This window comes from Nonomuraea mangrovi (assembly GCF_042681425.1).
GTDB classification, from domain to species: Bacteria; Actinomycetota; Actinomycetes; order Streptosporangiales; family Streptosporangiaceae; genus Nonomuraea; species Nonomuraea mangrovi.
This window is the reverse complement of record NZ_JBHUFV010000041.1, coordinates 68595-92316: the sequence shown is the minus strand read 5'-3', so window position 1 is coordinate 92316 and position 23722 is coordinate 68595. Positions and strand designations below refer to the sequence as shown.

Annotated in this window: 25 protein-coding genes; 8 read left to right on the top strand and 17 right to left on the bottom strand. The window is 69.7% G+C overall.

The window, feature by feature from the left end; genetic code table 11:
* Positions 1 to 29 precede the first annotated feature (29 nt).
* The 10 genes from rplS to ACFSKW_RS27600 all read right to left on the bottom strand — a co-directional run bounded on the left by rplS (position 30) and on the right by ACFSKW_RS27600 (position 8788).
* Positions 30 to 395, bottom strand: a complete 366-nt coding sequence (gene rplS / locus ACFSKW_RS27645; RefSeq protein WP_379575369.1) for a 50S ribosomal protein L19 — start codon at positions 393 to 395, stop codon at positions 30 to 32.
* Between the two features lie 126 nt (positions 396 to 521).
* Positions 522 to 1295 carry a tRNA (guanosine(37)-N1)-methyltransferase TrmD gene (gene trmD, locus ACFSKW_RS27640; RefSeq protein WP_379575368.1) on the bottom strand — a complete coding sequence of 258 codons (774 nt, stop codon included), beginning with the start codon at positions 1293 to 1295 and terminating at the stop codon, positions 522 to 524.
* Positions 1292 to 1795: a ribosome maturation factor RimM gene (gene rimM / locus ACFSKW_RS27635; protein ID WP_379575367.1), complete on the bottom strand. Its 504-nt coding sequence runs from the start codon at positions 1793 to 1795 to the stop codon at positions 1292 to 1294. The genes trmD and rimM overlap by 4 nt, the downstream gene beginning before the upstream one ends.
* 65 nt (positions 1796 to 1860) lie before the next feature.
* Positions 1861 to 2106: an RNA-binding protein gene (locus tag ACFSKW_RS27630; protein ID WP_192780433.1), complete on the bottom strand. Its 246-nt coding sequence runs from the start codon at positions 2104 to 2106 to the stop codon at positions 1861 to 1863.
* Between the two features lies 1 nt (position 2107).
* Positions 2108 to 2557 carry a 30S ribosomal protein S16 gene (gene rpsP / locus ACFSKW_RS27625; RefSeq protein WP_379575366.1) on the bottom strand — a complete coding sequence of 150 codons (450 nt, stop codon included), beginning with the start codon at positions 2555 to 2557 and terminating at the stop codon, positions 2108 to 2110.
* 276 nt (positions 2558 to 2833) lie between these two features.
* Positions 2834 to 4393 carry a signal recognition particle protein gene (gene ffh, locus ACFSKW_RS27620; RefSeq protein WP_379575365.1) on the bottom strand — a complete coding sequence of 520 codons (1560 nt, stop codon included), beginning with the start codon at positions 4391 to 4393 and terminating at the stop codon, positions 2834 to 2836.
* Positions 4394 to 4448: 55 nt separating this feature from the next.
* Positions 4449 to 5006 carry a GTP-binding protein gene (locus tag ACFSKW_RS27615; protein WP_379575442.1) on the bottom strand — a complete coding sequence of 186 codons (558 nt, stop codon included), beginning with the start codon at positions 5004 to 5006 and terminating at the stop codon, positions 4449 to 4451.
* Between the two features lie 7 nt (positions 5007 to 5013).
* Positions 5014 to 5409, bottom strand: a complete 396-nt coding sequence (locus ACFSKW_RS27610; RefSeq protein WP_379575364.1) for a DUF742 domain-containing protein — start codon at positions 5407 to 5409, stop codon at positions 5014 to 5016.
* A gap of 5 nt (positions 5410 to 5414) precedes the next feature.
* On the bottom strand, positions 5415 to 5837 hold the full coding sequence (locus ACFSKW_RS27605) for a roadblock/LC7 domain-containing protein (RefSeq protein ID WP_358140687.1): 423 nt from the start codon (positions 5835 to 5837) through the stop codon (positions 5415 to 5417).
* Complete coding sequence (locus ACFSKW_RS27600) at positions 5834 to 8788, bottom strand: sensor histidine kinase (RefSeq protein WP_379575363.1); 2955 nt, start codon at positions 8786 to 8788, stop codon at positions 5834 to 5836. Before ACFSKW_RS27600 ends, ACFSKW_RS27605 begins: the two co-directional genes overlap by 4 nt.
* 382 nt (positions 8789 to 9170) lie before the next feature.
* On the opposite strand from ACFSKW_RS27600, the gene ACFSKW_RS27595 reads away from it, so the two are divergent.
* From ACFSKW_RS27595 to ACFSKW_RS27560, 8 genes are all read left to right on the top strand, one after another.
* Positions 9171 to 10151 (top strand): ABC transporter substrate-binding protein, encoded by a 981-nt coding sequence (locus ACFSKW_RS27595; RefSeq protein WP_379575362.1) that lies wholly within the window; start codon positions 9171 to 9173, stop codon positions 10149 to 10151.
* Positions 10148 to 10921, top strand: coding sequence for an ABC transporter permease (locus tag ACFSKW_RS27590; RefSeq protein WP_379575361.1), 774 nt, complete (start codon positions 10148 to 10150; stop codon positions 10919 to 10921). The genes ACFSKW_RS27595 and ACFSKW_RS27590 overlap by 4 nt, the downstream gene beginning before the upstream one ends.
* The gene (locus ACFSKW_RS27585; protein WP_379575360.1) at positions 10918 to 11697 is read left to right on the top strand and encodes an ABC transporter permease; all 780 of its coding nucleotides are present in this window, start codon (positions 10918 to 10920) and stop codon (positions 11695 to 11697) included. Before ACFSKW_RS27590 ends, ACFSKW_RS27585 begins: the two co-directional genes overlap by 4 nt.
* A gap of 20 nt (positions 11698 to 11717) precedes the next feature.
* The gene (locus ACFSKW_RS27580; protein ID WP_379575359.1) at positions 11718 to 12722 is read left to right on the top strand and encodes a methyltransferase; all 1005 of its coding nucleotides are present in this window, start codon (positions 11718 to 11720) and stop codon (positions 12720 to 12722) included.
* Positions 12723 to 12813: 91 nt separating this feature from the next.
* Positions 12814 to 13587 (top strand): ABC transporter ATP-binding protein, encoded by a 774-nt coding sequence (locus ACFSKW_RS27575; RefSeq protein WP_379575358.1) that lies wholly within the window; start codon positions 12814 to 12816, stop codon positions 13585 to 13587.
* Entirely contained in the window at positions 13584 to 14534 is a 951-nt protein-coding gene (locus tag ACFSKW_RS27570; RefSeq protein ID WP_379575357.1) for an ABC transporter substrate-binding protein, read from the top strand. The genes ACFSKW_RS27575 and ACFSKW_RS27570 overlap by 4 nt, the downstream gene beginning before the upstream one ends.
* The gene (locus tag ACFSKW_RS27565) at positions 14531 to 15289 is read left to right on the top strand and encodes an ABC transporter permease (RefSeq protein WP_379575356.1); all 759 of its coding nucleotides are present in this window, start codon (positions 14531 to 14533) and stop codon (positions 15287 to 15289) included. Before ACFSKW_RS27570 ends, ACFSKW_RS27565 begins: the two co-directional genes overlap by 4 nt.
* Entirely contained in the window at positions 15286 to 16053 is a 768-nt protein-coding gene (locus tag ACFSKW_RS27560; protein WP_379575355.1) for an ABC transporter permease, read from the top strand. Before ACFSKW_RS27565 ends, ACFSKW_RS27560 begins: the two co-directional genes overlap by 4 nt.
* Here ACFSKW_RS27560 and ACFSKW_RS27555 read toward each other — a convergent pair.
* From ACFSKW_RS27555 to ACFSKW_RS27525, 7 genes are all read right to left on the bottom strand, one after another.
* On the bottom strand, positions 16022 to 17035 hold the full coding sequence (locus tag ACFSKW_RS27555) for a nitrilase-related carbon-nitrogen hydrolase (RefSeq protein ID WP_379575354.1): 1014 nt from the start codon (positions 17033 to 17035) through the stop codon (positions 16022 to 16024). The genes ACFSKW_RS27560 and ACFSKW_RS27555 overlap by 32 nt on opposite strands.
* Positions 17032 to 17475 carry a DUF3598 family protein gene (locus ACFSKW_RS27550; protein ID WP_379575353.1) on the bottom strand — a complete coding sequence of 148 codons (444 nt, stop codon included), beginning with the start codon at positions 17473 to 17475 and terminating at the stop codon, positions 17032 to 17034. The genes ACFSKW_RS27555 and ACFSKW_RS27550 overlap by 4 nt, the downstream gene beginning before the upstream one ends.
* 2 nt (positions 17476 to 17477) lie before the next feature.
* Positions 17478 to 18824, bottom strand: coding sequence for an aldehyde dehydrogenase family protein (locus ACFSKW_RS27545; protein ID WP_379575352.1), 1347 nt, complete (start codon positions 18822 to 18824; stop codon positions 17478 to 17480).
* Between the two features lie 73 nt (positions 18825 to 18897).
* A complete protein-coding gene (locus ACFSKW_RS27540) occupies positions 18898 to 19449 on the bottom strand; it encodes a GTP-binding protein (RefSeq protein ID WP_379575440.1) in 552 nt (183 codons plus the stop codon).
* A 4-nt stretch (positions 19450 to 19453) separates the two neighbouring features.
* Complete coding sequence (locus ACFSKW_RS27535) at positions 19454 to 19780, bottom strand: DUF742 domain-containing protein (protein WP_358140927.1); 327 nt, start codon at positions 19778 to 19780, stop codon at positions 19454 to 19456.
* A gap of 107 nt (positions 19781 to 19887) precedes the next feature.
* Positions 19888 to 20310: a roadblock/LC7 domain-containing protein gene (locus ACFSKW_RS27530; RefSeq protein WP_354923062.1), complete on the bottom strand. Its 423-nt coding sequence runs from the start codon at positions 20308 to 20310 to the stop codon at positions 19888 to 19890.
* The gene (locus tag ACFSKW_RS27525; RefSeq protein ID WP_379575351.1) at positions 20307 to 23585 is read right to left on the bottom strand and encodes a sensor histidine kinase; all 3279 of its coding nucleotides are present in this window, start codon (positions 23583 to 23585) and stop codon (positions 20307 to 20309) included. Before ACFSKW_RS27525 ends, ACFSKW_RS27530 begins: the two co-directional genes overlap by 4 nt.
* Positions 23586 to 23722 lie beyond the last annotated feature (137 nt).

Here is a 23722-nt window from a genome sequence, read left to right as displayed (position 1 = left end):
GCGTGGTCACGGGGCCGTTCGGTGAGAACCTACTTGCCGGCGGGCACGGCCTCGCGCTTCTCGCGGATGCGGGCGGCCTTGCCGCGCAGGTCGCGCATGTAGTAGAGCTTGGCGCGACGCACGTCACCGCGGGTGACCAGCGTGATCTTCTCGATGACCGGGCTGTGGACCGGGAAGGTGCGCTCGACGCCGACACCGTAGCTGACCTTGCGGACCGTGAAGGTCTCGCGGGCGCCACTGCCCTGGCGGCGGAGCACGAAGCCCTTGAAGACCTGGACGCGGGAGCGGTTGCCTTCGACGACTCGGACGTGCACCTCGAGCGTGTCACCGGGGCGGAAGGCCGGGACGTCGCTGCGCAGGGTGGCCTTCTCGAGCTCCTGGATCTTCGTGTGCATGAGAGCGTTTCCTCAACGTTTAGCGAGCATGCGGAGGTCCACCCGGCAGCGCCTGGGCACTGCGACGAGGGGGACACGCCTGCTGGTTGGATGAATCAGGTGGCCTACGACGGGCACACCAGCGATTCAGTCTGCCATATCTTCCGGCTCGGCGCGAAACGAGAGCAGCAGCTCCTTGTCCCGCTTGTCGAGAGCCGAGGCGTCGAGCGCCTCGACCAGATCGGGCCGGTTCCTCATCGTACGGCGCAGCGCCTCGTCCCTGCGCCATCTGGCCACTTTTCCGTGGTGTCCGGAAAGCAGCACGTCAGGCACCTCGCGCCCTCTCCAGACCGGCGGTTTGGTGAAGACGGGCCCTTCGAGCAGGTTCTGCATCGCGCCGGGGGCGAAGGAGTCGTCGACGGCCGAGTGGGCGTTGCCGAGCACGCCTGGCAGCAGCCTGCCGATCGCCTCGACCATGACCAGGACGGCCGCCTCGCCGCCCGCCAGGACGTAGTCGCCGATGCTGACCTCGTCGACGCGCAGGCGCGTGCCGTACTCGGCCATGACACGGGAGTCGATGCCCTCGTAGCGTCCGCAGCAGAACAGCAGCCACGGCTCGTGGGCGAGCTCCTGGGCCAGCTCCTGGGTGAAGGGGCGGCCGCTCGGCGTGGGCACCACCATGCGGGGCGCGCCGTCACCGATGATCGAGTCGATCGCCTCGCCCCAGACCTCCGGCTTCATGACCATGCCGGGGCCGCCGCCGTAGGGGGTGTCGTCGACGGTCTTGTGGACGTCGTGCGCCCAGTCGCGCAGCTGGTGCAGCCGCACGTCGAGGGTGCCGCGCTCGCGCGCCTTGCCGATGAGGGAGACGTCGAGCGGGGCGAAGTACTCGGGGAAGATCGAGACGATGTCGAGCCTCATGACAGCAGGCCTTCCGGCGGGTCGACGACGAGCCTTCCCCCTGGCACGTCGACCTCGGGGACGAGTGCCTTGACGAACGGGATGAGGGCGTCGTCGGCGTCGGCGCGCCGTACGACCAGGAGGTCCTGGCCGTGGTGGAGCACGTCGGTGACCTCGCCGACCCGCTCGCCGCCGACGGTGACGACGGACAGCCCGATGAGCTGGTGGTCGTGGAACTCGTCGGGGTCGTCGGACGGCGCCACATCGGCCGAGTCGATGACCAGCAACGTGTCGCGCAGGTCCTCGGCCGCCTCGCGGGAGAAGACTCCCTCGAAACGCACCAGCAGGATGCCCTTGTGCCAGCGGTGGCCCTCGACCGAGAGCGGGCCGCGCGCGGCGGGCTCGGTGGCCAGGGACGATCCCGGGGCGAAGCGCAGGCCTGGCTCGTCGGTGCGGACCTCGACGGTCACCTCGCCGCGCACCCCGTGGGGGCGGCCGATCCTGCCGACGACTAGCTGCACCTTTGCACTACCTTCCACGAAAACGGCCCCCACCGGCCAGGCCGGTGGGGGCACGACACTCCTCGCTAGCGGACGGCCTCGTGCAGATCGAGCAGGTCGACCCGCACGTACTTGCCGTCGGACAAGGCGTTGATCACAGTGCGCAACGCCTTGGCCGTGCGGCCGCCGCGACCGATGACCTTGCCGAGGTCCTCGGGGTGGACCCGGACCTCGAGAACGCGCCCGCTTCTGATGCGGCGGGCACGGACGCGGACGTCGTCGGGATTCTCGACGATGCCCTTCACGAGGTGCTCGAGGGCCTCCTCGAGCATGTCAGGCCTCGGCCGGAGTCTCAGCGGGAGCCTCAGCGGCGGGCTCCGCGGCCTCTTCCTTCTTCTTGGCCTTCCTCGGCGTGGTGGCGGCGGTGCCGGTGTCGCCACCGGACAGCGCCTCCTTGGCCGCAGCCTCGTAGATGGCGTGACGGTCGGCCTTGGGCTCGGCGACCTTCAGCGGCTCAGGGGCGGCCTCGCCCTTGAACTTCTGCCAGTCGCCGGTGAGCTTGAGCAGCTTGAGGACCGGCTCGGTCGGCTGCGCGCCGACACCCAGCCAGTACGCGGCGCGCTCGGCGTCGATCTTGATGAACGAAGGGTTCTCCTTCGGGTGGTACAGGCCGATCTCCTCGATCGCCCTGCCGTCCCGCTTGGTACGGCTGTCGGCGACGACGATGCGGTACTGCGGGTTGCGGATCATGCCGAGCCGCTTGAGCTTGATCTTGACTGCCACTGGTGTGGTCTCTCCTGCATTAGAGCGTGGGTGAGCTTCGCCTCGCCGAGTGGGGCACGGCGGAGTGTCGGCTCGAGGGACAGGCGTGACCGGCGGGAGGTGAGAGGGCACCCACCTGGCCACGGTGTTCCAACATGCCATTGTGCCAGATCCAAAGGGGTGAGCGAACCCGACACAGCCCTCAGCGGAAACTGACGCCCAACTGCTGCAACGCGGTGAGGGCGAAGATGGCGAGCACGAGGACCGCGATGATCACTCGTGCCCGCTTGTCGAACATCACTGCTGGCCTGGCAGCTTCAGCTTGGAGGGGTCGAAGCCCGGCGGCAGCTCCATTCCCTTGGGGAGCTTGCCGCCCAGGCCGCCGAGGTTGCCGAGGGCGCCGCCCATGCGGGGCGCCGCCTCCTCCTCGGCGGAGTTGGCCTTGCCCAGCGCCGCCTTGCGCGGGTCGCCGCTGACGCGCCGCCCCTTCTTGGACTTCTTCTGCGCCGCCTTGGCGGCCTTGCCCCTGCCGCCCGGCATGCCGGGGATGCCCAGGCCCCCCGCCATGCGCTTCATCATCTTCTGCGCCTCGAAGAAGCGGGTGACCAGGTTGTTCACCGCCGTCACCGACACGCCGGCGCCACCCGCGATGCGCGCCCTGCGCGACCCGTTGATGATCTTCGGGTCGTGCCGCTCGCCCGGCGTCATCGAGCGGATGATGGCGGCGATGCGGTCGAGGTCGCGGTCGTCGATGGAGTTGATCTGGTCGCGCATCTGCCCCATGCCGGGCATCATGCCGAGCAGGTTCTTGATGGGGCCCATCTTCTGGACCATCTGCATCTGCTCGAGGAAGTCCTCGAGGGTGAAGTTCTCGCCCGAGGTGAGCTTGCCCGCCATCTTGGCGGCCTGCTCCTCGTCGAAGGTCTTCTGTGCCTGCTCGATCAGGGTGAGGATGTCGCCCATGTCGAGGATGCGCGAGGCCATCCTGTCGGGGTGGAAGGCGTCGAAGTCCTCGAGCTTCTCACCCGTCGAGGCGAACATGATGGGTCTGCCGGTGATGTGGCGTACCGACAGGGCGGCGCCGCCCCTGGCGTCGCCGTCGAGCTTGGTGAGCACGACGCCGTCGAAGCCGACGCCCTCCATGAAGGCCTGCGCGGTCGTGACCGCGTCCTGGCCGATCATGGCGTCGACGACGAACAGGACCTCGTCAGGCGAGACCGCGTCGCGGATGTCGGCGGCCTGCCGCATCAGCTCCTGGTCGATGCCCAGGCGGCCGGCCGTGTCGATGATGACGATGTCGTGCTGGCGCTGCCTGGCGAAGTCGATCGACTGCCTGGCCACGCCGACGGGGTCGCCCACGCCGTTGCCAGGCTCGGGGGCGAAGACGGCGACCTGCGCCCGCTCGCCCACGACCTGCAGCTGGGTGACCGCGTTGGGTCGCTGCAGGTCGGCGGCGACGAGCATGGGCGCGTGGCCCTGGTCGCGCAGCCACTTGGCCAGCTTGCCCGCCAACGTCGTCTTGCCCGCGCCCTGCAGACCGGCCAGCATGATGACCGTCGGCGGCGTCTTGGCGTAGCGGAGCCTGCGGGTCTCCCCGCCCAGGATCGCGATCAGCTCGTCATTGACGATCTTGACGACCTGCTGGGCGGGGTTGAGCGCCTGGGAGACCTCGGCGCCGCGAGCCCGCTCCTTGACCTGGGCGACGAACGCCTTGACCACAGGCAGCGCGACGTCGGCCTCGAGCAGCGCGATGCGAATCTCGCGCGCTGTGGCGTCGATGTCGGCGTCGGACAGCCGACCCTTGGATCGGAGGGAGGAGAAGACCGATGTCAGCCGGTCGGAAAGCGTCTCGAACACGTGGTAGGCCAGTCCTCGAAGCGAATATGCGTGGTCTTGCGACTCAGCCTAACCGCTATTGGAGACCGGGGACGGCCATGCGGATGGTCAACGCGTGCTCGACCAGGGTGATCAGCGCGCTCTTCACCGAGTCGCGGGCGCGGGCGTCCAGCCTGACGATCGGGATGTGCGGCGACAGCGTGAGCGCGTCGCGCACCTCGTCCTCCGAGTGGAGCTGCTGCCCGTCCCAGCCGTTCAGGCCGACGACGAAGGGCAGCTTGGCCTCCTCGAAGTAGTCGATCGCGGGGAAGGAGTCGGCCAGCCTGCGGGTGTCGACGAGCACGACGGCGCCGATGGCGCCGCGGACCAGGTCGTCCCACATGAACCAGAACCGGTGCTGACCCGGCGTGCCGAACAGGTAGAGGATCAGGTCCCTGTCCAGCGACACCCGGCCGAAGTCCATGGCGACGGTCGTGGTGGTCTTGTTCGGGGTGAGCGAGACGTCGTCCACCCCCGCCGAGGCGTTGGTCATGACAGCCTCGGTGGTGAGCGGCAGGATCTCCGACACCGCACCCACGAACGTCGTCTTCCCCACGCCGAAGCCGCCGGCCACGACGATCTTCGTCGAGGTCAGCCCGCGGCTAGAGCCTGCGAAGTCCACTGAGCACCCTTTCGAGCAGGTTGATGTCGGGCTTTCCAGCGTCGAGCTGTGGCTGGTGCACCCGCACGAGTCCCTCCGTCGCCATGTCCGCGATCAGCACCCTGACCACGCCGAGCGGGATCCGCAGCAGCGCCGAGATCTCCGCCACCGACCGCACGCTGCGGCAGAGCTGGCTGATGGCCGCGTACTCCGGCATGTGCGAGAGATCACGCGGCTCCACCGTGGCGGAGGAGACCAGCGCCTCCATCGCGAACTTCACCCGCGGCGCCGTACGCCCGCCCGTCACGGCGTATGGACGGACCGGTGAGGCCGGCTCGGCATGGACGGGCTGCGGGGGCTGCCAGCCGCCGCCGGGATTCCATCTGGGGTCCGTCACTTACATCACCTGGTCTGGGTCGCGCGGAGCTCGGCGCGTACGGCAGGCGTGAGCACCTGACCGGCCCGCTCCACCATCAGCGTCATTTGGTACGCCACCAGCCCCATGTCGCAGTCGGGCGCTGCCAGCACCGCCAGGCACGAGCCGTCGCTGATCGCCATGATCAGCATCAGCCCGCGCTGCATCTCGACGATCGTCTGGGTGACGGGCCCTCCCTCGAAGACCCGTGCGGCTCCCTGCGTCAGGCTGATAAGCCCTGAGGCGATGGCGGCCAACTGGTCGGCTCGGTCGGCCGGGAATCCAGAAGAGGCCGCCAGCGGCAGGCCGTCCGAAGAGACCACCACCGCGTGGGCGACTCCGGGAACGCCACTGACGAAGTCGGTGATCAACCAGTCGACCCCGCGTGCCGCGTGACTCAGGTCGTTCACTCGTCCTCCTCCCTGCTATCAACGGTCCTCGGGCCGCCCGTGTAGCGGCCTTCGCTGATGTCGTCACGTGCGGCCCTGAACCCCTGTTGGAAGCTCGAGAACCTGTTGCGCACCCGTTCCGGCGAGATCGCCGGCATGGGCGCGACTCCCTTGGGCGCCGAGGTGTCGGCGGAGCCGGGGACAAGGTTGGCCTTGGGCACCCGCTTGGGCAGCCCGGCGGCCGTGGACCCGTCCTTGACGGGCTCGCGTACGGCTTCCGCCGCCGACCAGCCCGCGTCGGCCTTGGCCGCGCCCCACTCCTCGCCCTTGTCGAACCAGGCCGACTCGACGGAGGCGAAGATCGGCAGGAACTCGTCGCCCTTGGCGCCCTTCACCGCGGGGATGGGTCCCGTCGGGTTCGACTCGACCTCGGGGAAGTCGTACCGTCCCGTGCCCGGCGCGGCGCTCGCCCTGTCCTGGAACGACCAGGTGGAGGGCTGCTCGGCGGGCGTGGACTCGGGCCACGCCCCCTTGCTGGGCGCCCATACGTCGGCCTCGCCGCTGTCGAAGGTGCCGCCCGCCACGCGGGGGCCCGAGGCCCACGCGCCGCTCTCGGACGGCCACTGGGCCCCGGCTCCGTCGGAGGAGGGCCATTGGGGGGCGGCTCCGTCGGAAGAGGGCCACTGCGGCGCGCCGCCGTCGGAGGAGGGCCACTGGGCCGAGGACGGCCACGAACCCATGCCGCCGCCCGTGTCGGCGCCGCCCCAGCTCGGCACGGACCCAGGGTCGGAGCTCCAGCCACTGGGCCCGCCGGTGCCCGGCCCTGGCTCGGAGGCCCAGGCGGGGCCGGTGTCGGCCGTGAAGGGGGCGGGTCGCTGGGTGTCGGCGGGCCAGCCCGCGGGCGAGTGCGTCTCCACGCCTCTGGCTCCCGTGCCCGCCATGGCGGGCGTGGCGCCGCCCAGCAGCGACTCGGGCAGCAGCACCATCGCGGTCAGGCCGCCGCCGCCGTGCGGGCGCAGCTGCACCCTGACGCCGTGCCGGTGGGCCAGCCTCGCGACCACGAACAGACCCATGCGCCGCGACACCGACACGTCCACGGTCGGCGCCTCGGCCAGGCGCGCGTTGGCCTGGACGAGCTCCTCCTGGGTCATGCCGATGCCGGAGTCGGTGATCGACACCATCATGCCGCCGCCGTCGATCCTGTTGCCCGAGACCACGACGTGGGTCTCGCGGGGGGAGAAGGCAAGCGCGTTCTCGACCAGCTCGGCCAGCAGGTGGATGACGTCGTTGACGGCCTGGCCCGCGACGGCCGCGCCGCCCGGCACCTGGAGGTTCACCCTGTCGTAGTTCTCGACCTCGGAAAGGGAGGCACGGGCGACGTCGACGAGCTGCACCGGCTGGCTCCACCGTCGCGGCGGGTCCTGCCCGGCGAGGACCAGGAGGTTCTCGGAGTTGCGGCGCATACGGGTGGCCAGGTGGTCCAGCTTGAACAGGTTCGCGAGCCGCTGCTCGTCCTGCTCGCCCTGTTCCAGGCCGTCGATGAGGGTGATCTGCCGTTCGACCAGCGTCTGACTGCGGCGGGAGAGGTTGACGAACATGGCGTTGACGTTGGCGCGGAGCTTGGACTCCTCACCGGCCAGCCGTACGGCCTCGCGGTGGACCTCGTCGAAGGCCCGCGCCACTTCACCGATCTCGTCCTGGGAGGAGACGCCGATCGGCGGGACCTCCACGGTCTCCGTGCCGTGCCCTTCCTCGCGTAGCCGCTGCACGATGCCCGGCAGCGTCCTGCCCGCGACCTCCAGCGCGTCACCGCGCAGCCGGCGGAGCGGGCGGACCAGCGACCGCGCCATGATCGCGGTGATGACCAGGACGATGATGAGGAGCACGAGGACGAGCGCGATGTTGATGACGGCGACCTGCTGCTCGGCGGCCTTCAGCTCGGTGCTCTTGATCGTGATGGAGCCGGACAGCGCTTTCTCCACCGCGTAGAGCCGGTCCGCGGTCTTGGAGATCGCGTCGAACCAGCGCTGGGCGTCCTGGGTCGTGGAGGTGTCCAGCGCGCGCAGCGACGTCCGCTGGTTGTGCAGGTAGACGGCCCTGGCGACGTACAGCTCGGCGCGGCCGACCTCCTGGCCGGTCACCGTGTCGTCGAAGAACTGCCGCTGCGCGGGCGTGGCCGCGGCGCGGAAGGCGTTGCGCTCGCTGTCCCTGCCGGATCGGGCGGCCAGGAAGGCGTCGAACTCAGTGCCGTCGAAGCGGCCCCGCACGAGGGCGATCGTCAGCAGTGCCCGCTCTTTCGAGACCTCGTCCTTGACCCTCGCGACGGCGCCGAGGGCCGCGTTGGTGACGATGAGCTCGTCGTCGGAGACACCCTGGACGGTCTCGTCGTAGAGCTGCAGCATCTCGGCGATGGTCTCGGAGTACTTCTCCATGACCGGCACGGGGGGCAGCTGGGTGTCGGTGACCGTCGTCCGCAGGGTGGGCAGCTGGTCGAGCCGGATCCGGACCTGCGCCAGCTCGCGGCGGCCCAGCTCCGACATCGACTCCTCTGCCGTCCGCGCGGCGGACTTGACCTTGGTGACCGCGGCGTCGACCGCCTGGTACTGGGTCTTGAGGCCCTGGAGGTCGCCGTCGTCCCTGTTGGCCGCGACGAACCTGGCCGAGAGGTCCCGTTCGAGGGCGAGTTCGTGACCGAGCCCGCCGAGCGCGACCACCAGCTCCGCCCCGTCGGCGACTCGTCCGTACTCCTCCGCGCTGCTGATCGACGTGGTCACGCGGAGCGCGCCGAGCAGAACGGCCACGACGGTCGGGACGGCGATGAGCGCCACGAGCCGCGTGCGCACCCGCCAGTTGCGCAGGGCGATCTTGCTACCGGCGTCCTCGCCCGGCTCGGGCATCGGCTCGCGAGCCGCTTTGGGGCCCGGGGGTTCCGGCGCGATGCCACGACCGGAGCCGGTCGTTGCTGTCCTCACAAGTCGTAACCTCTCGCGGATGCCTGCGCTTGTGCGGAGCGAACCGATTCGCCGGTGAGACGAGTGGTTGCAGGCAAGTATCGGGGCAATTGGAGCACAACCTTCTATCTCACGCCAATGCAATGCAACTTTTGGAACGCTCCAAGGGGTTACGCATTTATTGCCACTCCGCCCACAGGACGCCCTGCCACATCCGCCAATAAATCAGACATACATCCCGTTACGTATAGCAATCACCACATTGGGGACATGTCGTAATTCCTCCTTTTCGCGCATGACCCCCTATACGAGACACCCGTCTTCCAGGAAAGATCGCGCTCCTGTACGCTTCACGCCCGTCATAACGGACATCCACGCTTCCCCCCCTCGCAGGAGCTCCTCGATGACTCGCATAGTCCGCGCCCGCGCGCTCGTTCTCGGCTTGGCGGCGGCGCTCTCCCTAGCCGCTTGCGGTGGATCGGATACGGCCAGCGCCCCCGCCGGGGGAAAGGGGCTGGAGAAGACCACGATCAAGGTCGGCGCCCTTCCCATTCCCGACCCGGCCGCGCTCTACATCGCCAACGCCAAGGGGTTCTTCAAGGCAGAGGGACTCACCGTCGAGCCGGTGATCATCCAGGGCGGCGCCGCCGCGCTTCCGCAGATCAAGAACGGCGCCCTCGACATCTCGCACACCAACTACGTCTCGACCTTCCTCGCCGCAAGCAAGGGCGAGAAGATCAAGGTCGTCGGTGACGTCTACCAGGCCGCGCCGAACACCTTCAACCTCATGGTCCCCAAGGACTCCCCGCTGAACTCGGTGGCCGACCTCAAGGGCAAGACCGTTCTGGTCAACACCCTCAACAACATCGGCACCCTCACCGTGGAAGCCACGCTGAAGGTCGCGGGACTCACGAAGGACGACATCAAGTTCATCGAGAAGCCCTTCCCCGACATGGCCAACGCCCTCAGCACCGGCCAGGGCGACGCGGCGTGGATGACCGAGCCGTTCATCACCGCCACCCAGAGCCAGGCCGGGTTCCGCAAGCTGGCCGACACCATCTCGGGCCAGACCGCCGACCTGCCGATCGCCGCCTGGATGGCGACCGAGGAGTGGACGAAGAAGTACCCGAAGACGCTGGCCGCCTTCCAGCGCGCCATCGCGAAGGCCCAGCAGCTGGTGGCCAGTGACCGCAAGGAGGTCGAGGCGGTGCTGCCCACCTACACCAAGATCGACGCCAAGACCGCCTCGGTGATCACCCTCGGGACGTTCCCGACCTCGCTCAACGAGACGCGGCTGCAGCGGGTCGCCGACCTCATGCTCGAGTACAAGTACATCCAGAGCCCGCTGGACGTGAAGACCATTCTGGTCGGCGCCACCGGATGAGCAGGGCGCGAATCCTCCGCGGCGCCGCAGGCGTCGCGGGGTTCCTCCTCGTCGGTGAGCTGACCGTCAGGTTCGCGCTCACCGACGACGTGGTCTTCCCGCCCCCCTCGCAGGTCCTGTGGGAGGCGGCGGGCCTGCTCGCCGACCCCGTCTTCCTGTCCGGGGTCGCGACCACCCTCACCAACTGGGCCCTGGGCCTGCTCCTGTCGGTCGTGGTCGCGGTGCCGCTCGGCGTGCTCCTGGGGAGCCTGCCGTCCGTGGAACGGGCCACCAGGCCGCTCCTGGAGTTCCTGCGGCCGATCCCCTCCGTGGCGATCATCCCGCTGGCGATCCTGCTGATCTCGACGGACTCGCTGATGAAGGTGTCCGTCATCGTCTATGCCTCGCTGTGGCCTGTGCTGATCAACACCCTGTACGGCATGCACGACGTCGACCCCCTCGCCAAGGAGTCGCTGCGCAGCTTCGGCTTCGGCCCCGTCGACGTGCTGCGCAGGGTGAGCCTGCCGAGCGCGGCGCCGTTCATGCTCACGGGCGTGCGCATCGCCGCGGGCATCGCGCTCATCCTCGCGGTCAGCTCCGAACTCCTGGCGGGCGGCACCGGCGGGATCGGCGTGTTCGTCATCCAGGCGGGCAGCGGCAACCGTACCGACCTCATCATGGCCGCCACGTTCTGGTCCGGGATCATCGGCCTGGTGGCCAACCTCCTGCTGGTGGCCGCCGAGCGGCGGCTCTTCCACTGGCACCAGGCCAGAACCGGAGCGACGACGTGAACGCTCTCAAGCGTGTATGGCTGGTTCCGCTGGTCGTGGCGCTCTGGGAGCTGACGACGCGGATCCTCCAGGACACCGACTTCCCCCCGCCCTCCACCATCGTGCTCAGAATGCACGAGATGTGGTTCTCGGGCCCCGTCAGCAGGCTCTTCCTGACCGATGACGCGATCGAGAACATCCTGCCCAGCCTGGGCCGCATGTTCACCGGCTGGATCCTCGCCGCCGTGCTCGGCGTGATCATCGGGGTCGTCCTCGGCCGGTCCCGCACCGCCGCCGACTACGTCGAACCGCTCATCCAGTTCGCCAGGGTCATCCCGCCGCCGCTGCTCCTGCCGCTGCTCCTGGTGCTCCTTCACGCGGGCCTGGCCATGCAGATCGCGGCCATCGTCTTCGGCGTCGTGTGGCCCGTGCTGCTCAACTCCATCGACGGCGCCAAGGCCGTGGACAGGACCTACACCGAGACCGCCATCGTCTTCGGCCTGACCAGGGCGCAGCAGCTGCGGAACGTCGTCATTCCCGCGGCCGCGCCGAAGATCTTCGCGGGGCTGCGCCTGAGCCTGTCGCTCGCGCTCATCCTGATGGTCATCTCCGAGCTGTTCGGCAGCGCGGACGGCATCGGATACCAGCTCCTGCAGGCGCAGCGCGGCTTCGACACCCCTGCGGTCTGGGGCGCCATCGCGCTTCTCGGCCTCTTGGGCTACCTGGTGAACGGGCTGTTCACCGTGGCCGAACGACGACTACTGGTCTGGCACCACCATGCCAGGCGCACTCACTAGATCACGCGTTGGAGGAAATCGTGTCACACCCGGCCGGCCCCATTTGGAACGCCATCTCGGGCATCTCCAGGTTCGCCGCCCTGGCGACGATGGCGGAGCTGGGATGCGCCGACCACCTGGCCGAAGGACCGTTGAACGCCGAGGAGCTCGCTCTGAGGTGCGGCGCGCACGCCCCTTCGCTGCGCCGGGTCCTTCGCGAGCTGGCCGGCATGGGGATCGTGCGATCGGTCGAGCCCGACCGGTACGAGCTGACCGAGGAGGGCTCCTCCCTGCGCTCCGACGCTCCCGACTCCACGTTGCCCGCCGTACGGATGATCGCCGAGGAGGGTTTCTGGTATGCCCTCGGCAACCTGCCCTCGACCGTGCGCCAGGGCCGCTCGGCGTTCGTCGAGCGGTACGGCCCGCTCTACGAGCGCCTCGGGCGGCACCCCGAGGTGGGCGCCGTCTTCGACGACTACATGACCTCCCGAGCCATGCCGTTCGCCCGGCAGGTGGCCGAGCGGTACGACTTCTCCGCCGTCGACACGCTCGTGGACGTGGCGGGAGGCAAGGGCCACATCCTGGCGGCGGTGCTGCACGCCCACCCTGGGGTCCGCGGCGTCCTGGTCGACCTGGCGCACGTGGTTCCCGGCGCGGCGGAGGCGCTGGGCGCGCACGGGCTGACGGACCGGTGCGAGGTGCTGGCGGGGGACTTCTTCGAGGGCGTCCCCGAGGGGGCTGACGCCTACCTGCTGGCCAGCATCCTGCACAACTGGGACGACAACGACGCCGAGCGCATCCTGCGCAGGGTCAGGGAGGCGATCAGGGAGGACGGGCGCCTGCTCATCCTCGAGATGGTCCTCCCCGACGAGGACGAGCCGCACGTCGGCAAGGACATGGACATGCGGATGCTCGCCCTGTTCGACGGCGGAACCGAGCGGACTCGCCAGGAGTACGCCGTCCTGCTGGAGAAGACCGGGTTCAGGTTGAGCGAGGTGTTCGACCTGTCCGCCGGGGCGAGCCTCGTGGAAGCCGTGCCCGTCTGACAGGAAGGTGTCAAGGCGATGGCCGTTCGATCACATGCTCCGATAGAGTCCGGATCACAACTCCAACCCCCCAGCGGCCTGAGGATTCAGCGTGCTTGAGATATCGAACCTCTCCCACGTCTACGGCAGCGGTCCCAGCGCCCACCATGCCATCGAGGGGCTGAATCTGAGCGTCTCCGAGGGCGAGCTGCTGTGCGTCGTGGGCCCTTCGGGCGCGGGCAAGTCCACCCTCCTGCGCTCCATCGCCGGGCTCATCCAGCCCACGGGCGGCGAGGTGCGCATCGCGGGCGAGCTGGTCAGGCAGACCCCCGACAACCTGGCCGTCGTCTTCCAGGACTACAGCCGCTCCCTTTTCCCCTGGATGTCCGTCGCCGAGAACGTGGCGCTGCCCCTGCGCCGCAAGGACATGGACAAGCGGCAGCGCAGGGCCGCCGCGCAGGAGGCGCTGGAGTCCGTCGGCCTCGAGGGCGCGGGCAAGAAGTACCCCTTCCAGCTGTCCGGCGGCATGCAGCAGCGGGTGGCGATCGCCAGGGCGCTGGCCTACCGGCCCACGCTGATGCTGATGGACGAGCCGTTCGGCTCGGTCGACGCGCAGACCAGGGAGGACCTGGAGGACCTGGTCCTGCAGGTGCGCGGGCACCATCAGATGACCATCGTGCTCATCACCCACGACATCGACGAGAGCGTCTACGTCGGCGACAGGGTCGTGGTGCTGTCGAAGGCGCCCGCCCACGTCGTCGGCGATCTGAAGGTGGAGCTCCCCTCCCCGCGCGACCAGATCTCCACCCGTGAGCATCCCGACTTCGTCCACCTGCGCGCCGAGGTAGGACGCCTCGTGCGCGGCGTCGAAAGGACCCACGCGTGAAGCGAGCAGCACTGGCGATCGTCCTGGTGTCGGCCCTGGCCGCCTGCGGTGGGGGCGGCGGTGACGGCGCCACGGCTCAGGAGAAGACGACGCTGACCGTCGGCGTGGTCCCCGTGCCCTCGTCGGCACCGCTGTTCATCGCCGAGAAGAACGGCTTCTTCAAGGCGGAGGGGCTCACGGTCAAGACCGAGATCATCCAGGCCCCGCAGGCCGTCATGCCGAAGATCCTCAACGGCAGCATGGACGCCTTCCTGACCAGCTACGTCTCGCTGCTGGCCATCAACGACTCGGGCGCGGCCAAGCTGAAGCTGTTCCAGCACGTTCAGACGGCGGCGCCGGGCATCGCCAGCGTCGTGGTCCCCAAGGACTCCCCCGTCAAGAGCGCGGCCGACCTCAAGGGCAAGACGGTGGGCGTCAACGTGCTCAGGGCGCTCGGCCAGACCGTCACCAACGCGCACCTGCAGCAGGCGGGTCTCAAGCCCGAGGACGTGAAGTTCGTCGCGGTGCCGTTCGCCGACCAGCTCACGGCGCTGTCGACCAAGAAGATCGACGCCGCGTGGCTGGTCGAACCCTTCCTGAGCGCCGCCAAGAAGGACGGCGCCGTCGAGATCATCGACACCACCTCGGGGCCGACCGACGGACTGCCGCTCGACGCGTGGGGCGTGTCGGAGGACTGGCTGGCCAAGAACCCGAAGACGGCCGCGGCCTTCCACCGCGCGCTGGCCAAGGCGCAGCAGATCGCCAGCACGGACCGGGAGGCGATCAACGCCGTCATCCCGACATACACGCAGATCCCCGCGGAGACGGCCGCGGCGATGAAGCTCGGCCAGTTCTCCGCCGACGTCGACAAGGGCGAGTTCCAGAAGCTGGCCGACCTGCTGCACGGCTACGGCTACCTGAAGGCCAAGCCCGACGTCACCACGCTGATCCCCGCCAGGATCGGATGACCAAGGCGCTGGGCGTCGCGGGCGTGCTCGGCTTCCTGCTCCTGCTTGAGGTCGCCGGGCGCACCGGACTGATCGAGGTGCTTCCGCCGGTGTCCGCCGTGCTCGTGACGGCGGCGGGCCTGGTGGTCGACGGCGTCTTCCTCGCCGACGTCGGCGTGACGCTCGCCGCCTGCGCGACAGGCCTGCTGATCGCGATCGTCACGGCGGTGCCCGCGGGGCTGCTGCTCGGCACGGTGCCGGCGGTGGAGCGCTCGGTGCGTCCGCTGGTGGAGTTCCTGCGCCCGATCCCCTCGCTGTCGCTGATCCCGCTGGCGATGTTCGTCTGGACCGACAGCCAGGACGCCAAGACGGCCCTGGTCGTCTACACCTGCTCCTGGCCACTGCTGATCAACACGATGTACGGCCTGGCCGACGTCGACCCCGTCGCCAAGGACACGATGCGCGGCTTCGGCTTCGGACCCCTGGCGATCCTGTGGCGCGTCTCCCTGCCGAGCACCGCGCCGTTCATCGCGACGGGCGTGCGCATCGCCGTGTCCGTCACGCTGATCGTGGCGGTCAGCGTCGAGCTGATCGCGGGCGGTGCGGGCGGCATCGGCACCTTCCTGGTGCAGGCGGGCAGCGCCAACAGGGTCGACAGGATGCTGGCGGCCACCGTCTGGGCCGGCGCGATAGGGCTGGGCGCCAACGCGCTGTTCACGGCGGCGGAGCGCCGGCTGTTCGGCTGGCACAGGGCGAGGGCGGGTGAGGGCGCGTGATCAGGCGACTCGCCTGGTACTGGCTGCTGCCCGTCGCGGCGATCGCGTGGGAGGTGGCCACCCGCTCGATCGGCGCGGTCTACTTCCCTCCTCCTTCCACGATCCTGGCCAGGATGCACGAGATGTGGTTCGCCGGGCCGCCGACCCGGTTGTTCCTGACCGAGGAGGCCGCGGGCGACCTGCTGCCGAGCCTGGGCAGGCTGGCCGCGGGATGGGCGGTGGCCGCCGCGGCCGGCGTGGCGCTCGGGGTCGCGCTGGGCCGCTCGAGACTGCTGTCGGCGCTGGTGGAGCCGCTCGTCCATTTCGGCAGGTCGGTGCCGCCCGCCGCGCTGCTGCCTGTGTTCCTGGTCTTCTTCAGGGTCGGCACGCCGATCCAGCTGGCCGCGATCGTGTACGGCGTGCTGTGGCCGGTGCTCATCAACGCCATGGACGGAGCCCGCTACGTCGACAGGCAGTATCTCGACACGGCCCAGGTCTTCCACCTGCGACGCTGGCCGGTCGTGCTGGCCGCGGCCGGGCCCAAGATCTTCGCGGGCCTGAGGCTGAGCGTCGCGCTCGCCCTGATCATGATGGTGATCTCCGAGCTGTACGCGAGCAGCGAGGGGATCGGGCACCGCATGCGCGAGGCCGAGGGCAGCTTCGACATCCCCGCGATGTGGGCGGGCATCGTGCTGCTCGGCATCCTCGGCGTGGTGCTGAACGGAGTGTTCCTCGCGGTGGAGCGCCGGGCGCTCAGGTGGCATCGGGGCCGTACAGCCGCCTGATCGCCGCCCGCTGCCGTTCCAGGAACCACTGCCTGGTGGGCGGCCCCGAGGCGAGTTCGTCGGGGCGCTCGACGTCGTGCCGGCCGTACTCCTCGGCCCAGAGCGCGGGCTTCACCCTGGCCAGCAGGTTTCCCATACCTGGGCGGCGGCGGAAGCGGCGCAGCGCCGCCAGGTCGAGCTCGGCCGCGGCCACCAGCGACTCCCCGTGTCCCGCCTGGGCCAGCGGGCGGCCCTCGAAGTCGATGAGCTCGGAGCCGCCGCCGGTGGAGTCGCCGGGGATGGGCAGCCCGTCCAGCCCTCCGCTGTTGGCGGAGACGACGTAGGCGAGGTTCTCGATGGCCCTGGCCCGCCGGGCGATCGCCTTCGGGGTGAGGGCGGGCGAGGAGGCCTCGGCGGTGGGGTTGCAGAACACCTCCGCGCCGCGCAGCGCCAGAGCCCTCGCCGGCTCGGGGTGGAGGATCTCCTCCGAGGCGATCACGGCGAGGTTGCCGAGCTCGGTGCGGGCGACGGGCAGCACGGCGTCCAGGCCGTAGACGTCGAGGTAGCGTTCCCACACGTCGTAGGGGGTCGGGGAGAACATCGAGTGCAGCCGCCGGTAGCGCAGGACGCACTCGCCCGCAGGGTCGAGGATGACCGTGGCCTGGAAGAACAGCTCGGGGAAGTGCGGGTCGCTCTCGTAGGCGTTGACGCACAGGAAGAGGTCGTTGCTCCGGGAGATCTCGCCCAGCGCCCGGTATTCGGAGCCTTCGGGGGCCAGGGCCGCCCTGGTCCGCCACTCGGCGACGCTCTCGCCGAAGGGGAAGCCGGTGAGCACGTACTCGGGCAGCACCACGAGACGCAGGTCGGGACCGACCCATGCCTTGGCCGCGGCGGTCTGGGCGGCGATCCTGCCGATCGCGGAGGCGATGAGCGCGCGCGGCTCTGCCGAGCCGTTGACCGCCTGGGTCCTGACCTGGAGGGCGAGCGCCCGGTAGGCGGTCACCCGACGCGCTTCTCGTCGATCAGCGTGCGGCGCACGCACTGCCCGGCCTGGATCCACTGCCACACCCTGCTGCGGGTCGTGCCGTCCTCGCTCAGGACGATCAGCTCGAACAGCCGCAGGTCCTCGTCCTCGGCCTTGAAGGCCCAGGTGAGGTAGATGGTGGAGGCGTCGACCTCCCAGAACTCGCCCCTGATCCGCTCGGTGTCGAAGGCGCAGCGCCCGTCGCCGAGGTAGGTGCCGGGGAACTCGTGACGCTCGCTCCTGCCATCCTCCCAGGTGTACTCGTTGACCTGGTGGTAGACGCTGTCGTCGACGATCGAGCAGGTCAGGCGGGAGCGGTGCAGGTCCACCACCTGGCCCATGCTGTCGAGGTGGCGGTAGGTCCCCTCCCACTCGCCCTCGTGCCTGGCCAGCAGCGGCATCTCCGCGCGAAGTCCCATCGCTACACGCTCCAGACGGATCGGGGTGACCGGTTCACCAGGTGGGCCCTGCGCCTGACGAAGCGGTTGACGGCGGCAGGGCCCATGCGGGAACCGCCGAGCCCCGACAGGTTGAACGAGTGCTTCTCGCCTTCGTGGACGAAGGCGGTCAGCGCGGCGTCGTTGACGCTGACCGCGCCCACCCGCAGGCGGGAGGCCACCTGCCTGGCCTCCTCCTCGGTGGCCGCGAACACCGCCGCCGACAGGCCGTAGTCGGAGTCGTTGGCCAGCGCGACCGCCTCGTCGACGCCGTCGAAGGCCATCACGGGCAGGACGGGACCGAAGGTCTCCTCGGTCATGACCCGCATGGAGTGGTCGACGCCGGACAGCACGGTCGGCCGCATCCAGTGGCCGCCGCCGTGCCGCTCGATCTGCCCGCCGGTGTGCACGACGGCTCCGCGCGCGGCCGCCTCGGCCAGCTGGGCGGGAATCACCCCGGTCCTGACCAGCGGACCCACGGGCCCTCCCTCGCAGGTGAGCGATGTCGCCTCCGCCTTGGCCACCAGCAGGCCGAGGAAGTCGTCGAAGATCTCGCGGGCGACGTAGACGCGTTCGATGGACTGGCAGGCCTGGCCGGCGTTCGCCGTGCCGCCGCGCAGGATCGCCGTGGCGGCCCTGTCGAGGTCGGCGCCGGCCAGCACGATCGCGGGGTCCTTGCCGCCCAGCTCGAGGAAGGCGGGGATGAAGGCCCTGGCGGCGGCCTGCGCGACCTTCCTGCCCGTGGCGACACCGCCGGTGAACACCAGCGCGTCGACGAGCCCCACCAGAGTCTCCCCCGTCCTGGCGTCGCCTTCGACCACGCGTAGGGGGAGCTCGGGCGGCACCAGCCGCATGAGGGGTTCGATGAACCTGGGCGTCAGCTCGCTGGGCTTCACCAGCACCGCGCATCCCGCGGCGAGCGCGGGGACCGCGTCGATCAGGCCGAGCAGGAGAGGGAAGTTCCACGGGCTGATGGCGCCGACCAACTCGTACGGCACCGCCTGCCCGCCTACCACGATCCCCGGGATCGCGGCGGGCTCGTCGGGCCGGTCGGCCAGGAGCGCGGGCGCCTGCCGTACCCACCGGTCGATGACGGCGGCCACGGCGCGCCGTTCCAGCTCCGACTCCGCGTGGCGGCCGGTGTCGGCGACCAGCGCGGCCAGCAGGTGCTCGTCACCCGCGATGGCCGCGCCGAAGGCGGACAGCGCCTCGCCCCTGTCGGCCGCGCGCCAGGTCGCCGACCGCGAGCGCAGCTCGCCCGCCGTCGCGGCCAGCTCTTCGGGCGGCATCGGCGACAGCGGGCGGTCGGGCTCTCCAGTGAGGGGGTTCACCACCATGATCAGAGCCGACAATAGCCGCAAGCCCGGTGGATCTCCACCATCGGGCCGCGGGCCCTCGCGGCGATCAGCCGCGAGGACCCACGTGGCTGGTGAGCGCGTGCTCCACCAGGGTGATCAGCGTGCTCTTCACCGAGTCGCGCGACCTGGCGTCGAGACGGACCAGCGGGATGTGCGGGGAGAGCGTCAGCGCCTCCCTGATCTCCTCCTCCGCGTGGAGGTAGTGGCCGTCCCACCCGTTGATCCCGACGACGAAGGGCAGCTTGGCCTCTTCGAAGTAGTCGATCGCGGGGAAGGAGTCGGCCAGCCTGCGGGTGTCGACGAGTACGACGGCGCCGATGGCGCCGCGGACCAGGTCGTCCCACATGAACCAGAACCGGTGCTGACCCGGCGTGCCGAACAGGTACAGGATCAGGTCGCGGTCGAGGGACACGCGACCGAAGTCCATGGCCACCGTGGTGGTCGTCTTGTTCGGCGTGAGCGACACGTCGTCGATGTGCGCCGAGGCGTCGGTCATGACCGCCTCCGTGGTGAGCGGCAGGATCTCCGACACCGCACCCACGAACGTCGTCTTGCCCACACCGAACCCGCCCGCCACGACGATCTTCGTCGAGGTCAGGCCGCTAGAGCCTGCGAAGTCCACTTAGCACCCTTTCGAGCAGGTTGAGATCCGGCTTACCCGCTTCCAGCTGAGGCTGGTGGACGCGAATCAGGCCCTCGGACGCCATGTCCGCGATCAGCACCCGGGTGATGCCGAGCGGAACTCGTAAGAGGGCGGAGATTTCGGCGACCGACCTGACCGACCGGCACAACTGGATGATCGCTTGATACTCCGGACTGAGGAGAGAAAGATCGCGATGTTCGGATGTGGCGGAGGAGACCAACGCCTCCATCGCGAACTTCACCCTGGGCGCCGTGCGCCCTCCGGTCACGGCATACGGCCTGACCAGCGAGCTCGACCCCTGCGGGCGTGGGGCTCCTTGACGCCCCTGATTGTTATCACCAGCCCAACCCTGATCTGTCACAGCCTTCTCCTGTCCCCCATCTCACGCCCCCGCTAGCGGGGGCGCGCCGCCTGCAGCTCGGCGCGTACGGCAGGCGTGAGAACCTGTCCCGCCCGCTCCACCAGCAGCGTCATCTGGTACGCCACCAGACCCATGTCGCAGTCGGCCGCGGCGAGGACCGCAAGACACGACCCGTCGCTGATCGACATGATCATCAACAGGCCGCGCTGCATCTCGATCACCGTCTGGGTGACCATGCCGCCTTCGAAAACCCTGGCCGCACCCTGGGTGAGGCTGATCACACCGGAGGCGACCGCTGCGAGCTGGTCGGCCCTGTCCTTGGGGAAACCCTCAGAGTAGGCAAGTGGCAGACCGTCGGACGACACGACCACGGTGTGCGCGACACCCGGCACGTTGTTCACGAAGTCGGTGATCAGCCAGTTGACGCCGCGGGCGCCCTGACTCAGCTCTCTCATCTGTCCTCCTTGTTCTCGCGGGTGTCGCGAGTGAATTCACGGCCCTGCCGAACTCCCTGCTGGAAGCTGGACAGGCGACTGCGCACCCGGTCGGGCGAGATCGGCGCGGGCGGTTCGGGAGCCGCGCTCTCGGGCGCGATCGCCGTACCGGGAACCAGGTTGGCCTTGGGGACCCTTCGCGGCAGGCCCGAGGAGGTCGTGCCGCCCTGGGCGGGCTGCGCGGCGGCGCGCGCGGCCTGGAAACCGCTGTCGGCGGGCGAGGACCACGACGGCGTCACGCTCTCGCCAGGCCTGCGCTGCGGCAGCCCCTGCGGGCGGCTGTCCTGCGGGCGGCTGTCCTGCGGGCGGCTGTCCTGCGGGGGCGGCTGCTCGTCGGCGAGCCGCGAGGAACGGCCGTTGTACTGGGCGGACGCGCTGTCCGCTGCCTCTCTCGGCTCCTCCTCCAGGCTCTCCTTCGCGGCCTTCAGCTGCTCGGGGTCGGGCCTGCGGAACCAGTCGGAGCCGACCGAGGAGAAGATCGGCAGGAACTCCTCGCCGTCCTCGTCCATCGGCGATGAACGGACGACGGGCAGCGGGCCGGTCATGTCGGACTCGGGCAGCCCCATGAACGAGCTGTGGGACTCGTTGCCCAGGGTGCCGAAGGCGCCGGCGGACTCGCGCGAGACGTGGTCGAAGGTGGGGTGGGCCTCCGGCTCTGGCGTGCGGCCGAAGGCGTCCATCGGCCGCGGCTCGGGCTCGGGCAGGCTCCTGGAGAACGGGTCGAAGGCGGGCTCGGACGTGGCGGGCGCGGCAGGCGGCCAGCCGGCGTCGGCGAATCCGCCGTCGCGGAGCCCGCCGTCCTGGAAGCCGTCCTGGAAGCCACTGTCTTGGAAGCCGCTGTCCTGGAAGCCGTCCTGGAACCTACTGTCCTGGAAGGCGCCGTCCTGGAAGGAGCTGTCCCGGAAGCCGCTGTTCAACCCGCCGTCGGCGAGCCCGCCGTCACGCGTCCCGCTGTCGGGGAAGCCCGTGTCGCGCGTCCCGCCGTCGGCGAAGGCGCCGCCGGAGAACCCGTTGCTCGATGTCCCCGTGTCGGCCGCGCCGAAGGCATGGTCCTCGCCCATCGACGGCCAGGCCGTGTTGCCGGGCGGCGGCAGCGTGCCGGGCCACGGCGTGTGCATCGGCTCGTCGAACCCGCGAACGTCGGGGCTGTCCATGCCGAACTGGGCGACAGGGGCCGCCATGACGGGCGAGTCGAACGGGCTGAAGGAGCCCGGGGTCTGCTGGTAAGGGAAGCCCGTCTGGGTGGGAGCCGACGCGGACACCAGCAGGGTGTCGGGCAGCACGACGAGTGCCGTGACACCGCCCGTCGGCTGCGAGCGCAGCTGCACCTTGATGCCGTGGCGCAGGGCCAGGCGGCCGACCACGAACAGGCCCATGCGGCGCGAGACCGACACGTCGACGACGGGCGGGTTGGCCAGGCGCCAGTTGGCCTGGGCGACCTCGTCAGGGGTCATGCCGATGCCGAGGTCGACGACCGCGATCATCACGCCGCCCTCGGCGCGGTTGCTGGAGACGCTGACCTTGGTCTCGCGCGGGGAGAAGGAGATGGAGTTCTCGATCAGCTCGGCGAGCAGGTGGACGACGTCGGTGACGGCGGGACCGGCCACCAGTGTGCCGGTCGGCACCTGGATGTTGACCCTCTCGTAGCCCTCGACCTCCGACAGCGACGCGCGGGCGATGTCGACGAGCTCGACCGGCTGGGTCCACTTGCGCGCGGCCTCCTGGCCGGCGAGGACCAGCAGGTTCTCGCTGTTGCGGCGCATACGGGTGGCCAGGTGGTCCAGCCTGAACAGGTCGGACAGCCGCTGCTCGTTCTCCTCGCCGTTCTCCAGACCCTCGATGAGCGAGAGCTGGCGTTCGACGAGCGTCTGGCTGCGGCGGGAGAGGTTGACGAACATGGCGTTGACGTTGGCGCGGAGCTTGGACTCCTCACCGGCCAGCCGTACGGCCTCGCGGTGGACCTCGTCGAAGGCCCGCGCCACTTCACCGATCTCGTCTCGGGTGAGCACCCCGATGGAGGGAACCTCAGGGATGGCCGCGCCGTCGCCGGACTCGCGCAGGATGCGGACCGTGTCGGGCAGCGTGCTGCCGGCCACCTCCAGCGCCTCGGCGCGCAGCTTGCGCAGGGGCCGTACGAGCGAGCCTGCGACCCGGGTGGTGATCAGCAGGACGAGCAGCAGCAGGACGAGGATGACGGCGCCCGAGACGATGGCGTTGCGCTGCTCGGCGTCGGCCAGCATCCTGGTCTGCGCCACGATCGAGGTGGCCAGCTGGTCCTCGACCTTGCGCATGGCGTCGACCGTCTGCTCGGTGCTGTCGTACCAGAGCTTGAGGTCGCGCCGCGAGGTGATGTCGAGGTCGCGGATCTCCTTGTACTCGCGCATCTGGGCCAGCGCGCGCTGGCGCATGGCGTCGCCGCGGTCGATCTCCTGGCCTCTGACCGTCTTGCGGAAGAACGCCAGGTCGTCTGCCTGGGACTCGGCCTCGAAGACGGTGAGCTCGGCCTGCTGGGCGTTCCATGAGCCGAGGAAGTCCGACAGGTCGTCGTAGTCGAGGCGGCGCTCGATCTGCGCGACGACGAGGATGACCTGCTGGCGCGAGACCTCCTCCTTGGCGCGCTCCAGCGCGCCGAGCGCGGTGGCGTCGCCGAGCAGGCCTTCGTTGTTGCCCGCGGCCACCAGCTCGCCCTGCAGGCCCTCCATGACGTCGATCATGGAAGTGAAGGTTCGGATCGCCGCTCGGGCGGGAACGCTGTCGCCGAGGATCGACTCGCGCAGGCCGTCGAGGCCGTCGAGCCAGCGGACCGCCTCGTCGACCTCGTGGCGCACGCGGAGGGGGTGGGCCTCGTCGATCGCCCTGGCGCTCTCGAGCACCTTCTTCTTGCCGGCGTCTACGACGTCACGCTGGTTGCGCAGCTGGGACAGCCGGCCCGCACGACGGTTGTCGGCGATGTACCAGGCGGTGAGCGTGCGTTCCTTGCCCAGCTCGTGGGAGAGCGAGCCGAGCCGCTGCACGAGTTCGGCCACCTGGGTCAGGCGGCGGTATTCGGCTGCGGTTCCGATGGAGTTGGCAAGCTGGATGCCCGCGAGGAGGACGCCCACGACCGTGGGAATCAGGATGAGCAGGATGAGGCGCGATCGCACCCGCCAGTTGCCCAGCTGGAAACGACTGCCCGACCCGGGCTTCTTTCCTGTGTCCTCCCCCGGGGCGGCGTGCCGGGGGTTTTCCGTCCTCACTGAGTGTCGCTACCTCTCGCCATGCGTGCTCGAAAATCTCTGACACGCATGTGGCGCATGGGATTGCAGGAGCGATCGTAATTGGAACACAACCTGACCAGATCAGCGAACGAGACAAAGTTCGCTAAACACCCACA

Excerpts from the sequence above, each read along its gene's own strand:
- rplS (WP_379575369.1), bottom strand. The coding sequence starts at position 395 with ATGCACACGAAGATCCAGGAGCTCGAGAAGGCCACCCTGCGCAGCGAC.
- trmD (WP_379575368.1), bottom strand. The coding sequence starts at position 1,295 with ATGAGGCTCGACATCGTCTCGATCTTCCCCGAGTACTTCGCCCCGCTC.
- ACFSKW_RS27630 (WP_192780433.1), bottom strand. The coding sequence starts at position 2,106 with ATGCTCGAGGAGGCCCTCGAGCACCTCGTGAAGGGCATCGTCGAGAAT.
- ACFSKW_RS27595 (WP_379575362.1), top strand. The coding sequence starts at position 9,171 with ATGACTCGCATAGTCCGCGCCCGCGCGCTCGTTCTCGGCTTGGCGGCG.
- ACFSKW_RS27590 (WP_379575361.1), top strand. The coding sequence starts at position 10,148 with ATGAGCAGGGCGCGAATCCTCCGCGGCGCCGCAGGCGTCGCGGGGTTC.
- ACFSKW_RS27565 (WP_379575356.1), top strand. The coding sequence starts at position 14,531 with ATGACCAAGGCGCTGGGCGTCGCGGGCGTGCTCGGCTTCCTGCTCCTG.
- ACFSKW_RS27550 (WP_379575353.1), bottom strand. The coding sequence starts at position 17,475 with ATGGGACTTCGCGCGGAGATGCCGCTGCTGGCCAGGCACGAGGGCGAG.
- ACFSKW_RS27530 (WP_354923062.1), bottom strand. The coding sequence starts at position 20,310 with ATGAGAGAGCTGAGTCAGGGCGCCCGCGGCGTCAACTGGCTGATCACC.